The sequence below is a fragment of the Humibacter soli genome (genome assembly GCF_054779035.1).
Genome location: NZ_BAAGYX010000001.1, coordinates 603,460 through 617,785, shown reverse-complemented (window position 1 = coordinate 617,785; position 14,326 = coordinate 603,460). Strand labels below are relative to the sequence as shown.

Below are 14,326 nucleotides of genomic sequence, written 5' to 3'. Positions count from 1 at the left end.
CCTCAACTTCTCTACTTGTCTGAGGAGTTGTGCTAGCCTTCTCGGCATGCGCTCCTTCGAGCTCCTTCTTCGCCGCCACGGCGGGGCTTAGCCGGACTGGCTCCCCGACGTGGAGCCGAAACGTGCGCCGGTCCTCTCCATCTGGACTGAAGAAGGACCCCATGAACACGAGCACGTTCTCCCGCCTGGCAACACCGACCGGCCCCATTCCCGCCGACGCCCCGCACTGGAATCGGCAGCGGCACTCGCAGATGCCCTCGCATCGCTACAGGAACGTGCACGAGCGCGTCGCGGTGCCACTCCTCGAGCGGGACTGGCCGAACGCACGCCTGGCCGCGGCCCCGCTGTGGGTGCCCGTCGATCTGCGAGACGGCAATCAGGCGCTCGCGGAGCCGATGGACCCGGAGCGCAAGCAGCGCTTCTTCGAGCTCATGGTCGCAATGGGCTACAAGGAGATCGAGGTCGGTTACCCCTCCGCCTCCCAGACCGACTACGACTTCGTGCGGCTGATCGCCGAGACCGACATCGCGCCGGATGACGTGACGATCGTCGTCTTCACGCCGGCCCGGCGTGACCTGATCGAGCGGACGGTCGAGTCCATCGGGGGCATCAGCAACGAGGTGGTCATCCACATGTACACCGCGACCGCGCCGACCTGGCGCGACGTGGTCCTCGGTCACGACCGTGTGGGGCTCAAGGAGCTGATCCTCCGCGGCGGGCGCGATGTGCTGGAGCTCGCAGGCGACCTGCCTCACGTGCGTTTCGAGTTCTCGCCGGAGGTGTTCAACCTCACGGAGCCGGACTACGCGCTCGACGTTTGCGATGCGATGACGGAACTGTGGGACGCCACCCCGGAGCGACCCGTGATCCTGAACCTGCCCGCGACGGTCGAGATCGCGACACCGAACGTGTACGCCGACCAGATCGAATACATGCACAGGAACCTCGCCCGGCGCGACGCCGTCATCTTGTCCGTGCATCCGCACAACGACCGTGGCACCGGCATCGCCTGTGCCGAACTCGCGGTCCTCGCCGGAGCCCAGCGCATCGAGGGGTGCGTCTTCGGGAACGGCGAGCGCACCGGCAACGTCGACATCGCGACCCTCGCCCTGAACCTGCACGCCCAGGGCGTCGACCCGATGATCGACTTCTCCGACATCGACGGCATCCGCCGCACGGTCGAGTACTGCAACCGCATCGAGGTGCACCCGCGGCATCCCTACGTCGGAGACCTCGTGCACACCGCCTTCAGCGGCACCCACCAGGACGCCATCAAGAAAGGCTTCGCCGAGCACCGAGCCCGTGCGGCAGCCGAAGGCCGCGACGAGCACGATATCGAGTGGCGGGTGCCGTACCTGCCGATCGACCCGGCCGACCTCGGGCGCAGCTACGACGCCGTGATCCGGGTCAACTCGCAGTCTGGCAAGGGCGGAATCGCGTACCTGCTGGAGAGCGAGTATGGCATCGACCTGCCGCGCCGACTCCAGATCGACTTCGCCCGGCACGTTCAGCGGCACACCGATGCCAGCGGCGGCGAAGCGACGGCCGCCCAGCTCTGGGAGATCTTCTGCGCCGCATACCTCGCGCATCCTGACGATGCAGACACCCCCGAATTACGCGCCTTCGACACGACAGACGCTGCGACGACGATCACCCTCGACATTCACGGTGCTGAGCACCGCACCGTTCACGAAGGCGTCGGCCCGGTGGAAGCCCTCACGGATGCCCTCGCGCGGCACGGTATCCGCATCGAGATCCTCAGCCTGCACCAGAGCAGCATCGGTACGGGCAACGGAACCGACGCCCTCACACTCGTGGAGTTCCGCGATGGCGTCAGCGCGCGGTGGGCAGCGGGAACCGATCGTTCCGTGCTCGCCTCAAGCCTTCTGGCCGTCATGAGGGCGGCGGCTTCCGCCGAACGGCAGCCCGCTCACTCGCCGTCACCCTCCGGCACGAAGCGGTAGCCCATCCCCGCCTCCGTGATGAGGTGCCGCGGGTGCGACGGATCCGGCTCGAGTTTCTTGCGCAGCTGCGCGAGGTACAGCCGCAGGTACCCGGAGTCCGAGGTGTGATGCGGTCCCCACACCTCGGTGAGGATCGTCTCCCGCGTCACCAGCCGGTCGGGGTTGCGCACCAGCAACGCGAGGATGCGCCACTCGGTAGGAGTGAGCCGCACCGCATTGCCATCGCGCGTGACGCGCCGGGTGCTGAGGTCGACGAGCACGTCGGCGAACGCGACGCGCGGCTCTTCGCCGCTGACGGGCAACCGTCTCACGAGCGCCCTGATGCGCGCGAGCAGCTCGTCGGTGGCGAACGGCTTCGTCACGTAGTCGTCGGCTCCGCGGTCGAGTGCGTCGACCTTCTCGGCAGAGTCCGTTCGCCCCGAGATCACCAGGATCGGCACGGTGCTCCAGCCTCTGATCGCGTCGATCACCGCGAGGCCGTCGAGGCCGGGCATGCCGAGGTCGAGCACGACGAGGTCGGGATGACCGTCGATGGCGGCATCCAGTGCTTGCTTGCCGTCCGCCGCCACCAGCACCTCGTACCCCCGTGCCGCAAGGATGATCCGCAATGCCCCGAGCATCTGACGGTCGTCGTCAGCGACCACGATCTTCATCGCGTGCTCCCCTCCTCGTGCGCACGCTGCGCGCGCGAGAACAACCGCAACGACACCACCATGGTCAGTCCGCCTCCCGGGGTGTCCTCCGCCGTGAGCGTTCCGCCCATCCCCTCGACGAAGCCCTTGGACAACGCTAGCCCGAGGCCGATGCCCGTCGAGTTGTCGGTGTCGCCCTCACGCTGGAAGGGCTGGAAGATGAGCGACTTGCGCTCGTCGGGAACGCCGGGCCCGACATCCACGATACGCACGTGCAGTTCGTCGCCGAACTCGCTCACGGCGAGCCTGGGCGGCGAGGACGGCGAGGAGTATCGCAGGGCGTTGACGAGCAGGTTCACCAGAACGCGCTGGAGCAGCCCAGGGTCAGCCAGCACCGCCGGCGTGTGCTCAGGTACGTCGAGCAGCACGCTGCCCGGCGCGGTGCCCAGCTCCTCGAGCGCGGCCTGCAGCACGTCGTCGACGTCGACCCTGCGGAGTGAGACGCCGAGCACGCCGGCCTGCACCCTGCTGACGTCGAGCAGGTTGGTGACGAGGGACTCCAGACCGGCGAGGCTGTCCGACGCGGTCGTCAGGAGGGCATCCCGATCCTTCGCGGAGAGCTTCACCTTCTGCGAGCGAAGGCTCGTCACCGCGGCGGTCGCTGCAGCGAGAGGACGGCGAAGGTCGTGCCCGACGGCGGCCAGCAGTGCGGAGCGCACCCTGTCGGTCTCGGCGAGCGGCCGCAGCTCGCTCGCCGTGTCGCTCAGCTCTGCGTGTTCGAGTGCTGCGTCGAGCTGCGCGACGATCACGGAGAGCACGCGGCGATCGGATGCCGTCAGCTCGTTGCCGTACAGCTCCAGGTGCGCGCGCTCCCCCACCTGCTCGACGGTTCGCGGTTTCTCACGTGATTCCCCGTCGTCGCTGACGATGCTGCCGTCGGCGGCGATGAGGCGCACCCTTCGCAGCCCGAAGGCCTCCCTGGTGCGCTGCACGAGCGCGCCGACCGCGTCGTCTCCGCGGATGACGCCGCCCGCGACGGTCGCCAGCACGTCGGACTCCGCAGCGGAGCGCCTCGCCTCGCGAGACCGTCGCGCCGCCTGGTCGACGACGAAGCTCACGAGCGCCGCACCGACCACATAGAGAAGGAGAGCGAGCAGGTGAACGGGCTCCGCGATGGTGATCGTGTACACCGGGGCCACGAAGAGGAAGTCGAGTGTGAGGCCCGAGAGCACCGCCGCGAAGAGCGCCGGCCAGATGCCGCCGACGAGCGCCACCACGATGACGAGGAGCTGGAAGGCGAGCACATCGCTGGTAAGGGCGTCCGGGCTGCGGAACAGCCAGAGGAACCAGCTGAGCAGCGGTCCGGCGATGATGGCCAGCAGGAATCCGTACGCTCTGCGACGGGCACTGAGCGCTCCGCGCGATCGCGGCAGCACGAGCGGTCGGCTGCCTGCTGCGGCGTGAGAGACGATGTGCACGTCGATGTCGCCTGAGGCCCGGATGACCGTCGCCCCGATTCCGGGGCCGGTGAGGAAGGCGAGGAGGCGCGACCGCCTCGACACCCCGATCACCAGCTGGCTGGCGTTCACCGCTCGCGCGAAGTCGACGAGTGCTCCTGGGATGTCCGACCCGACGATCTCGTGGTAGCTGCCACCCAGCTTGGCGACCAGGTTGCGCTGTTCAGCGAGGGCTCGCGGATGACGCTCGCGCAGCCCGTCGTCGCTCACCACGTGCACGGCCAGCAGCTCGCCACCGGTCGAACGGGCGGCGATGCGGGCGCCCCTGCGCAGCAGCGTCTCACCCTCAGCACCGCCGGTCAGTGCGACGACGACCCGCTCCCGCGCCTCCCATTTGCTGTCGATGCCGTGCTCGCGGCGGTAGGTCTGCAGCGCGCTGTCGACCTCGTCCGCCAGCCAGAGCAGAGCGAGCTCGCGCAGAGCGGTGAGGTTGCCGAGTCTGAAGTAGTTCGAGAGGGCCGCGTCCACCCTCGCCGCCGGATACACGAGGCCCTCCGACAGCCGGTCGCGCAGCGACTGCGGAGCGAGGTCGACGACCTCGATCTGGTCGGCCGCGCGCAGCACCGCGTCGGGGATGGTCTCCTGCTGGCTGATGCCCGTGATCTGCTCGACCACGTCGTTCAACGACTCGATGTGCTGGATGTTCACCGTCGAGATCACCGTGATGCCGGCATCCAACAGCTCCTGCACGTCTTCCCACCGCTTCTCATGACGGCCGCCAGGGGCATCCGTGTGGGCGAGCTCGTCGACGAGGGCGACATCGGGCTTGCGCGCGAGAACCGCATCGAGGTCCATCTCGCTGAGCACGATGCCGCGGTGGGTCACCGTCCTGCGAGGCATCACCTCGAGGCCGCCCAGCATCGCGGCGGTCGCGGCACGGTCGTGCGTCTCGACGAGGGCGACGACGACGTTCTTTCCGGCGTCGGCGAGCCGCTTGCCTTCCTCGAGCATGGCGTAGGTCTTTCCGACCCCGGGCGCCGCCCCGAGGAGGACCCGCAGTTTGCCTCTGGCCATCTGGGGTGCGTCTGCCCTTCAGTCGTCAGGTGCCGTCGTCACCTGTCACGGCGGATGACGAGGGCAGGCGGGCTGCGCCGACCCTCGTCATCCTCGGCCTCAGTCGCCGCTCGGATCCAGCTTCGACAGCGCCAGATTCAGCTGCAGCACGTTGACCGTCTTCTCCCCGAGGTATCCGAGGTCCCGCCCCTGAATCATAGACTTCACGAGCGATTCGACCTTGGACTCCGGAATGCCCCTCGCCTTCGCGACCGCAGGTACCTGCAGGAGCGCGTACTCGGGGCTGATGTGCGGATCGAGGCCGGAACCGGATGCCGTCACGGCGTCTGGCGGTATGTCGGAGGCCGAAACACCGTCGGTCTTCACTATCTCCGCCTTGCGCTGCTCGATGGCCTTGGTGAGGTCAGGATTGTTCGGACCGAGGTTGCTCGGGCTCGACGCGTTCGCGTCATAACCGTTGCCGGCGGCCGATGGACGGGACTGGAACCACTGGGGAAGCGGGTTGCCCTTCTTGTCGGTGAAGGACTGGCCGATCAGGCTCGACCCCACCGTCTTGCCGTCTTGCGTGATGAGCGATCCGTTCGCCTTGCCCGGCATGGTGAGCTCACCGATGCCGACCATCACCAACGGGTAGACGATGCCCAGCACAACGGTCAGCACGATCATGGCTCGCACCGCGACCCAGTACTGTCGTGCGGTTCCTCGAAGCAGGGGGCTCATGGTCTTCTTCTCTCCTCTATTGCGCGCGTTCGTCTCGTGCTGTTCGTGACTGCCATCAGAATCCCGGGATGAGCGCGATGAGCATGTCGATCAGCTTGATGCCGATGAACGGGGCGATGATGCCGCCGAGTCCGAAGATCAGCAGGTTGCGTCCGAGCAGCTGTGATGCCGACGACGGGCGGTAGCGCACGCCGCGGAGGGCGAGCGGGATCAGGATCACGATGATGATCGCGTTGAAGATCACCGCGGACAGGATCGCGGAGGACGGCGAGTGCAGGCCCATGATGTTGAGCACGTGCAGCCCGGGGAAGACCCCGACGAACATCGCGGGGATGATCGCGAAGTACTTCGCCACATCATTGGCGATCGAGAACGTCGTCAACGCGCCGCGGGTGATGAGCAGCTGCTTGCCGATCGAGACGATGTCGATCAGCTTCGTCGGGTCGGAGTCGAGGTCGACCATGTTGCCGGCCTCCTTCGCCGCCGACGTGCCCGTGTTCATCGCAACACCGACATCCGCCTGAGCAAGCGCAGGAGCATCGTTCGTGCCGTCACCCGTCATCGCGACGAGCTTGCCGCCCTCCTGTTCCCTGCGGATCAGCGCCAGCTTGTCCTCCGGCGTCGCCTCGGCGAGGAAGTCGTCGACCCCTGCCTCATCGGCGATCGCCTTGGCGGTCAGCGGGTTGTCGCCCGTCACCATGACAGTGCGGATGCCCATGCGTCGCATGTCGGCGAACCGCTCGACGAGGCCGGTCTTGACGACGTCCTTGAGGTGGATGACGCCCAGCACGTTCGTGCTGCCGTCGGTGGCCTTCGTCGCGACCGCGAGCGGAGTTCCACCCGACTGGGAGATGTGCTCGACGAATCGGTCGAGCTGCGCCACGATGCCGGGAGCGATCGGCCGGTCCTGCTGCACCCATGCGGTGACAGCGCTCGATGCGCCCTTGCGGATCTCCATGCCGTCGACGAGGTCGACACCGCTCATCCGGGTCTGTGCCGTGAACGGAACGGTCTCACCCGGCACGGACTCCGGCGGAGTGCGGTCGAGCGATCGAGCCAGGGCGACAACGGAGGAGCCCTCGGGAGTCGGGTCGGCGAGGGATGCCAACGCCGCGGCATCCACGAGCTCGTTCAGCTCGATGCCGTCGAGCGGCAGGAACTCGCTCGCCTGCCGGTTGCCGTACGTGATCGTGCCGGTCTTGTCGAGAAGCAGGGTGTTCACGTCGCCCGCGGCCTCGACGGCGCGTCCGGACATCGCCAGCACGTTGTGCTGCACGAGCCTGTCCATGCCGGCGATGCCGATCGCCGAGAGAAGCGCACCGATCGTCGTCGGGATGAGGCAGACCAGCAGAGCGACGAGCACGGTCACCGATGGGGCGGCGTTCGCGAAGCCGGCAACGGGGCCGAGCGCGAGCACGACGATCACGAAGATGATCGTGAGGCCGGCGAGCAGGATGTTCAGCGCGATCTCGTTCGGCGTCTTCTGGCGTGCTGCACCCTCGACGAGCCGGATCATCCGGTCCACGAACGTCTCACCGGGCTTCGAGGTGATCTTCACGACGATGCGGTCGGAAAGCACTCGCGTACCGCCCGTGACGGCACTGCGGTCGCCACCGGACTCGCGGACGACCGGCGCAGACTCGCCCGTGATCGCCGACTCGTCGACCGAGGCGATGCCCCAGACGATGTCGCCGTCGCCCGGGATCAGCTCGCCGGCCGTGACCACGACCACGTCACCGAGGCTGAGGTCGGCCGATGCGATGCGAGTCGTTGCGGCGTGCAGCGCACCCGGGTCGTCGTCGCGATAGTCGACGACGCGGTCCGCGTTGGTCGTCGTACGGGTCTTGCGCAGGCTGGCGGCCTGCGCCTTGCCTCTTCCCTCCGCGACGGCTTCCGCGAGGGTGGCGAAGAGCACGGTGAGCCAGAGCCACACCGCGATCCACCAGGTGAAGGCCACAGAGGTCGACGTCCCACCAGAGGTCTGTGTGCCGAGGAACGGCTGCGCGATGGCGAGGATCGTGGTCAGCGCGGCACCGACCTCCACGATGAACATCACGGGGTTGTGCCACATGTCACGCGGGTTCAGCTTGCGGAAGGCGTCGGGCAGGCTTCGCCAGAGCTGCCGCGCGTTGAACGCGCCCTTCGGTGTTTTCGCACCCTTCGGGGTCTTGCCGCCCTGCGGCGTCGACCGTGTGGATTCGACGGTGGTCATGGTCAGTGCAGTCCTTCTGCGAGAGGTCCTAGTGCGAGAACAGGGAAGTAGGTCAGGGCGGTGATGATCAGGATCGTTCCGATCAAGAGCCCGACGAACATCGGTTTGTGGGTGGGCAGCGTGCCGGTCGTGACAGGCAGCCGCTCCTGGGCGGCGAACGACCCGGCGAGCGCCAACACGAACACGATCGGTATGAACCGGGCGAGGAACATCACGGCGCCGAGTGCTGCGTTCATCCATGGCGTGTTGGCCGAGATGCCGCCGAAGGCCGAGCCGTTGTTGTTGCCCGCCGAGGTGAAGGCGTAGAGGATCTCCGAGAAGCCGTGCTGGCCAGGGTTGAAGATCGTCGTGTTCTCGACGCTCTGCGAGACGCCCGGCAGCCCGAAGCTCAGCGCGGTGCCCGCGAGGATCAGCGTCGGCGTCGTCAGGAAGTAGAGGCTGGCGAGCTTGATCTCACGTGCTCCGATGTGCTTGCGCAGGTACTCGGGCGTGCGTCCCACCATCAGACCGGCGAGGAAGACCGCGACGATCGCCATCACGAGGATTCCGTAGAGTCCGGCACCGATACCACCGGGCGCGACCTCACCGGTCATCATGTTGATCATCGCCATCATGCCGCCGAGCGGGGTGAGGCTGTCGTGTGCCGCGTCGACGGCGCCCGTCGAGGTGAGCGTGCTGGTCGTTCCGAAGAGCGTCGTGCCCAGGATGCCGAGCCTTTGCTCCTTGCCCTCCATGGCACCGCCCGCCGCCTGCGTCGCCGTGCCACCGCCTGCCGACTCCGCCCACGTCATGAGCGAGACGGAGACGACGAAGATGACGGCCATCGCGGCGAGAACCGCGTAACCCTGCCTGTTGTCGCCGACGATCTTGCCGAACGCGCGCGGGAGGCTGAATGGAACCAGCAGCATGAGGAAGACCTCGATGACGTTGGTCCACGCCGTCGGGTTCTCGAACGGATGAGCGGAGTTGGCGTTGAAGAAGCCACCACCGTTGTTGCCGAGGAGCTTGATGGTCTCCTGCGATGCGGCCGGGCCGCCAGGGATGTTCTGCGTGGCGCCTGCGATCGTGTGCACGGCGTTCACCGCGTTCAGGTTCTCGATGACGCCACCGGCGATGAGCACGATGGTGAAGATCACCGAGATCGGCAGCAGGATGCGCAGCGTTCCGCGGATCAAGTCGACCCAGAAGTTGCCGATGGTGCCGGAGCGGTGCGCCGCGAACCCGCGAACGAGGGCGATCGCGACTGCGAGGCCGACCGCAGCAGAGACGAAGTTCTGCACCGTCAGTGCAGCCATCTGCACTGTGTAGCCGACAGTCGCCTCGGGAGAATACGACTGCCAGTTCGTGTTGGTCACGAACGAGATCGCCGTGTTGAACGACAGCCCCGCCGGCACGTTCGGAAGACCGAGCGAGTACGGCAGCCACTGCTGCAGGCGCTGCAGCAGGTAGACGATGAGCACCCCGACGATCGAGAACGCGATCACGCTGCGCAGGTAGGCGCGCCAGCTCTGCTCGAAGCCGGGGTCGACGCCGATCAGACGATAGATGCCGCGCTCGAACCGCAGGTTGCGCTTCGAGGTGAAGGTGATCGCGATGTAGTCGCCGAGGGGGCGGTAGCAGATGGCGAGCATGAGCGCGACCGTGGCGAGCTGGGCGAGGAAGAGCCAGAACTCCATCTAGAACTTCTCCGGTTTCACGAGTGCGTACACCAGGTACACGAGGGCAGCGACGGCGAGCGCCGCCGACAGTACGACGAAGAAGGTCACAGCTTCTCCACCGCCCGCGCCACGAGGATCACGACAACACCGAGCGCGATGATGCCGAGAATGCAGAGGACGTCCAACACCGGGATGCTCCGTTTCTTCAGGCACGCCCGCAGGACCGCGGGGCGTGGGCCGCATGTCGCAGCCAAGGGACCATCGAACTCGCCTGCCGCGCAGATGGAGGTCGTCCTCACGGAATCTATGCGCCCCGTGGCAGCGTCCTTACGGAATCCGAACGCCCCTGTTCACCGGGCGACGCGCCCGGTCATCGGAGGACCCTCCGCGTGGTCAGCCGGCGTCGTGCCCGAAGATCCAGTAGTACTGCGTGTGCTGCCTGTTGCGGGGCAGCTCGAGGCGCCCGCGCGCGTGCTCTCGCACGGCCTTCACGAGCCTGCGCTCCCCCGCGCACCACAGGTAGAAGCGGTCGTGGTCGATTGGTTCCGCGAGGGATGCAGCCAGCGCGTCGACGACGCCGCCCCCGTTGGTGTCTGCGCGCGTCCAGGTGACCCGAGTTCGGTCATCCGCGGCAAGGGGCAGTCCGTCGTGGTCGGGGTGCTCGTCCTGAATGACGACGTGCTTGTGCGCGCTCTCCGGAGCTGCGGCCAGCAGCGTGTTGATCGCCGGGAGCGCCGTGGTGTCTCCTGCGAGCACCAGCGTGTGCAGCGAATCGTCGATGGTCAGCCGTTGCGGGGTGTGCGCCACCTCGGCTCGCGTGCCCACCTTCGCGTTCTTCGCCCAGTGCGCCGCGGGCCCGACCGGTTCGTGCAGCACGAAGTCGAGGCTGAACTCCCCCGCCGCCGGGTCGGGGTCGATGATCGTGTAGCCGCGCTGCACCACACCGTCGCGCGTCAGAGAAGGCACCCAGAGCCGAAGCCAGATCGTGGGATGCAGCGCGAGCCCGTCGAGGAACCCGGGTGCGGAGAGCCGCAGCCGCCGGTACCAGGGCGTGAAGTCGGTGATGCCGATGACCTCGACAGCGTGGTTCTTCACGCCCATGGCCCTCAGCACGCCTCGCTGCCAGTTCGCCACCGCTGCTCCTCGAGTGCCGTGCGGTCACTCGGAGCCGCGACGTTCGGGTCGTCGCGGGGCATCCGTCTGATCCGCCGACGCCCGCCCCGAGGTCTGACGGATGCGGATGCCCCGCGGGCACGACACTATCGGCAGAAGTTAGGTAAGGCAACCCTTATTAACCGGCACCCGGCGCGCGGGCACTTCGGATGGGGGTCAGCGCGCTGCCTGCAGCACGTCTCCCACCAGCGGGAACAGGCTCGTCGCGATGCGCTCGAGCTCTTCGTCGAGCGGCGACGCCTGCACGAGCAGCAGGGTGACGCCTGCGCGCTCGAACTCACGAATGCGCTCGGCGACCTGCTCTGGCGTGCCGACGAGGTTCGGCCTCAGCCCACGGGTGCCGACCGAGTACTCGCGCTTCGACACCTCGACGTCGAGCTGCGAGTGCGCGACGAACTCCTCGAAGGAGGCATAGCCGGGCGAATCGGGATCGACTCGGGTAATCCGCTCCAGCTCCGCCTGCGCCTCGGCCTCCGTGTCGCGCACGATGACGTAGGCGGCCATGCCGACCTCGGCGAAGTCCTCGCCCTGAAGCCGTCTGCGCCTGGCGTTCACGTCGTCGATCTTCACCGACACCTCGTCGGGCGTTCCGCCATGGATGACGTACGCGTCCGCGAACCCGGCGATCGCCTCGCGACCGTCTTCGCTCTCTCCTCCGGCGAAGATGCGCGGCGCCACCCGCGGTTTCGGGCTGAGCACGGCATCCTCGACGTCGTAGAAGTCGCCCTTGAGCCGGTAGGGCTGCTCGCTCCACATGCCCCGCAGCACGTCCACGAACTCGCGCGACTGCACGTAGCGCTGGTCGTGCGAGGCGAACTGGCCGCCGTACTGCTTGGCCTCCTCGGCCCACCATGCTGACACCACATTGAGTGAGAACCTGTCGCCGCTGATGTCCTGAAGCGTCGCCGAGGTCTTCGCCGCAACGGTCGGAAGGTGGAACCCCGGCCGTACCGCCGTCATGATGCGAAGGCGCTCCGTGACCGCAGCGATTGCCGAGGAGAGCGACCACGCCTCGAGGCTCGGGGCGTCGACGCCCTTGCGGTCGTTGAGGTAGAGCTCCGGGACGAGGGTGATGTCGTAGCCGAGCCGGTCGGCCAGCTGCGATACCTCCTTGATGTACTCCCAGGTGGCCTCCATGCGGCCCTCCTCGCGCACATTGCGCAGGAAGCCGCCGTAGACGGGTGTCCAGTATCCGATCTTCATAGCAGCACGGGCTCCTTCACTGCGACGAGGGCTTGTTCCAGGTCGGCGACGAGGTCGTCGGGGTCTTCGAGACCGATCGACAGCCGGATGGTCGAGCGCGAGAACCCGGCATCCTGAAGCTGCTGCGGGGTGAACCGGCTGTGGGTAGTGGTCGCCGGGTGGATGACCAGGCTTCTGGCATCCCCGATGTTGGCGGCCAGGGAGAACAGCCGAAGCCGGTCGATGAACGCGCCGACCTCCTGCTCCCCTGCCGCGAGGTCGAACGAGAAGACGGATGACGCCGCCGTGAGCTGCCTCGTCGCCCGATCGTGATCCGGGTGAGACGGCAGCCCCGCATAGTGCACCGCAGAGACCCGCGGGCTCGCGGCCAGCGCGGTGGCGACCGCGAGAGCGCTCGCCGTCTGACGGCCGATGCGCAGGTCGAGGGTCTCGATGCCCTGCAGGATCAGGAACGCACTGTGCGCGGAGAGTGCCGGGCCGAGGTCGTGTGCGTACTTCACCCGCGCATAGGTGATGTACGGGCTGGATCCCGCCGGCAGGTCGGTCGCGAACGTGACGCCGCCGAAGCGGGAGCTCGGGGTGGTGAACTGCGGCCAGCGCTCCGGGCGGGCTGTGAAGTCGAAGATTCCGCCATCCACCACGATGCCGGCGAGAGCCGACCCGTGGCCGCCGAGGAACTTCGTCGCTGAGTACACGACGACGTCTGCACCGAAGTCGAACGGCCGCAGCAGCGAGGGCGTCACCGTGTTGTCGACGACGAAGGGCACGTCGCGCTCGTGTGCGGCATCGGCGAGTGCACGCAGCTCCGGCACGCGACCGGTGGGGTTGTCGACCGACTCCACGAACCAGGCGCGCGTGCGATCGGTGGTGGCGGCGACGCAGGCCGAGACGTCGGAGGGGTCGACGAACGTGGTCGTGATGCCGAAGTCGGCGAACGTGTCGCCGAGCAGGTCGACAGTGCCGCCGTACAGGCGATTGGATGCCACGATGTGGCCTCCGGTGCGCGCCAGCGCCAGCAGGGCGACGGTCGTCGCGGCCTGGCCGGACGCCACCGCGAGAGCCGCGACACCGCCGTCGAGCGCTGCGACGCGCTTCTCGAGCACGGTGTTCGTCGGGTTGGCTGTTCGGCTGTACAGGTTGCCGGTCTTGCGCAGCGCGAAGATGTCGCGCGCCGTCTCGTAGTCGTCGAACTCGTAGGCGGCGGTCTGGTAGATCGGCACCACCGAGGTGTTCTGGGCGGCTCCCGGCACGAAGCCGGCGTGAACCTGCCTCGTGGCGGCCGCCCAGCCATGCTGGTCCGAGCGATGCCTCGGCGAGCTCGGGGCGCTCACGCTGCGACATCCGTGGTCGCGGGCGCGACGGCACGGATGATCGACCGGCCGCCCTTTCGTTCGAGGAACTTCACGAGCTCCGCGCTCACCGTTCGGTGGGTCACATCGTTGAGCGCATCGTGCACACCACCGTCGACAACGACGATCTCGGCATCCTCGGCAACGGCCCGGTAGAGATCGATTGCGGCCTCGACCGGGGTGATGGCATCGTCGGCGCCGTGCACGGCGAGCGTGGGGATGTCGAGAGAGACGTCCTGCAGGCGTCGCACCACCTCGAACCCGAACGTCTGCTCACCGACCGCCCCGAGATCGGCTCCCGCTGCCAGCCGGCCGCGGTGTACTGGACATGACGTGCGAGCGGCGATGCGTTCGTCGTCGGTCTGGTGGTCTGACACATGGTCGATGCCGCCGATCCCGCCAAGCACCAGGGCATCGACCCCCCAACGCGATGCCAGCAGCGCGGCGATCACGGCGCCCGAGTCCGACCCGACGAGCGTGATGCGGGCTTCGTCTGCGGCACTCTGCCCGACCACGTCGGGGGCCACCACGTGATCGAGCCACTCGCCGTCGATCTCATCGATCGCCGGCAGTTGCGCGACGACGACGTCGTAGCCGTCGTAGGAGAGCCGGTCACCCAGCCGTTCGTAGAGCTCGGTCGACTCGCCGCGGCCCGGAAAAACGACGACGACCCCACGTGCCTTCGCGGTGTTCCGGAACGTGTGAACGGCCGAGGCCTGTAGTAGCGCCCTCGTCATGCTGTCTCCGATCTGGAACATTCCACTGGTTGGTGAAACATATTTAGTCATGTCCAACGTTCTGTATCAATTCATCCGTAACAAAACGCAGCCGACAGCCCGGGCTGCCCTCTCGGCAAGGGTGCTCGGCGCACCACGTCCCGTGCT

The 14,326-nt window shown here is 67.5% G+C and carries 11 protein-coding genes; 1 reads left to right on the top strand and 10 read right to left on the bottom strand.

Features of this window, described 5'->3' with window-relative positions:
• The first annotated feature begins 161 nt into the window (after nucleotides 1-161).
• Nucleotides 162-1,964 (top strand): 2-isopropylmalate synthase, encoded by a 1,803-nt coding sequence (locus ACYVDN_RS02830; RefSeq protein ID WP_460568238.1) that lies wholly within the window; start codon nucleotides 162-164, stop codon nucleotides 1,962-1,964.
• Here ACYVDN_RS02830 and ACYVDN_RS02825 read toward each other — a convergent pair.
• From ACYVDN_RS02825 to ACYVDN_RS02780, 10 genes are all read right to left on the bottom strand, one after another.
• Complete coding sequence (locus tag ACYVDN_RS02825) at nucleotides 1,931-2,617, bottom strand: response regulator transcription factor KdpE (RefSeq protein WP_460568236.1); 687 nt, start codon at nucleotides 2,615-2,617, stop codon at nucleotides 1,931-1,933. The genes ACYVDN_RS02830 and ACYVDN_RS02825 overlap by 34 nt on opposite strands.
• Nucleotides 2,614-5,127 (bottom strand): ATP-binding protein, encoded by a 2,514-nt coding sequence (locus tag ACYVDN_RS02820; RefSeq protein WP_460568234.1) that lies wholly within the window; start codon nucleotides 5,125-5,127, stop codon nucleotides 2,614-2,616. Before ACYVDN_RS02820 ends, ACYVDN_RS02825 begins: the two co-directional genes overlap by 4 nt.
• Nucleotides 5,128-5,226: 99 nt before the next feature.
• Nucleotides 5,227-5,847 (bottom strand): potassium-transporting ATPase subunit C, encoded by a 621-nt coding sequence (kdpC, locus tag ACYVDN_RS02815; protein ID WP_460568232.1) that lies wholly within the window; start codon nucleotides 5,845-5,847, stop codon nucleotides 5,227-5,229.
• Nucleotides 5,848-5,902: 55 nt separating this feature from the next.
• Complete coding sequence (kdpB, locus tag ACYVDN_RS02810) at nucleotides 5,903-8,059, bottom strand: potassium-transporting ATPase subunit KdpB (protein ID WP_460568230.1); 2,157 nt, start codon at nucleotides 8,057-8,059, stop codon at nucleotides 5,903-5,905.
• A 2-nt stretch (nucleotides 8,060-8,061) separates the two neighbouring features.
• Complete coding sequence (gene kdpA, locus ACYVDN_RS02805) at nucleotides 8,062-9,735, bottom strand: potassium-transporting ATPase subunit KdpA (RefSeq protein WP_460568228.1); 1,674 nt, start codon at nucleotides 9,733-9,735, stop codon at nucleotides 8,062-8,064.
• Entirely contained in the window at nucleotides 9,736-9,825 is a 90-nt protein-coding gene (gene kdpF / locus ACYVDN_RS02800; protein WP_460568226.1) for a K(+)-transporting ATPase subunit F, read from the bottom strand.
• 285 nt (nucleotides 9,826-10,110) lie between these two features.
• Nucleotides 10,111-10,851, bottom strand: coding sequence for a siderophore-interacting protein (locus ACYVDN_RS02795; protein ID WP_460568224.1), 741 nt, complete (start codon nucleotides 10,849-10,851; stop codon nucleotides 10,111-10,113).
• Between the two features lie 195 nt (nucleotides 10,852-11,046).
• Nucleotides 11,047-12,093: an LLM class flavin-dependent oxidoreductase gene (locus tag ACYVDN_RS02790; protein WP_460568222.1), complete on the bottom strand. Its 1,047-nt coding sequence runs from the start codon at nucleotides 12,091-12,093 to the stop codon at nucleotides 11,047-11,049.
• A complete protein-coding gene (locus ACYVDN_RS02785) occupies nucleotides 12,090-13,424 on the bottom strand; it encodes an O-acetylhomoserine aminocarboxypropyltransferase/cysteine synthase family protein (RefSeq protein ID WP_460568220.1) in 1,335 nt (444 codons plus the stop codon). Before ACYVDN_RS02785 ends, ACYVDN_RS02790 begins: the two co-directional genes overlap by 4 nt.
• The gene (locus tag ACYVDN_RS02780) at nucleotides 13,421-14,179 is read right to left on the bottom strand and encodes an alpha/beta hydrolase (RefSeq protein WP_460568218.1); all 759 of its coding nucleotides are present in this window, start codon (nucleotides 14,177-14,179) and stop codon (nucleotides 13,421-13,423) included. The genes ACYVDN_RS02785 and ACYVDN_RS02780 overlap by 4 nt, the downstream gene beginning before the upstream one ends.
• Between the last annotated feature and the right edge of the window lie 147 nt (nucleotides 14,180-14,326).

Coding starts and splice junctions, on each gene's coding strand:
- ACYVDN_RS02830 (WP_460568238.1), top strand. CDS start 162: ATGAACACGAGCACGTTCTCCCGCCTGGCAACACCGACCGGCCCCATT.
- ACYVDN_RS02825 (WP_460568236.1), bottom strand. CDS start 2,617: ATGAAGATCGTGGTCGCTGACGACGACCGTCAGATGCTCGGGGCATTG.
- ACYVDN_RS02820 (WP_460568234.1), bottom strand. CDS start 5,127: ATGGCCAGAGGCAAACTGCGGGTCCTCCTCGGGGCGGCGCCCGGGGTC.
- kdpC (WP_460568232.1), bottom strand. CDS start 5,847: ATGAGCCCCCTGCTTCGAGGAACCGCACGACAGTACTGGGTCGCGGTG.
- kdpB (WP_460568230.1), bottom strand. CDS start 8,059: ATGACCACCGTCGAATCCACACGGTCGACGCCGCAGGGCGGCAAGACC.
- kdpA (WP_460568228.1), bottom strand. CDS start 9,735: ATGGAGTTCTGGCTCTTCCTCGCCCAGCTCGCCACGGTCGCGCTCATG.
- ACYVDN_RS02790 (WP_460568222.1), bottom strand. CDS start 12,093: ATGAAGATCGGATACTGGACACCCGTCTACGGCGGCTTCCTGCGCAAT.
- ACYVDN_RS02780 (WP_460568218.1), bottom strand. CDS start 14,179: ATGACGAGGGCGCTACTACAGGCCTCGGCCGTTCACACGTTCCGGAAC.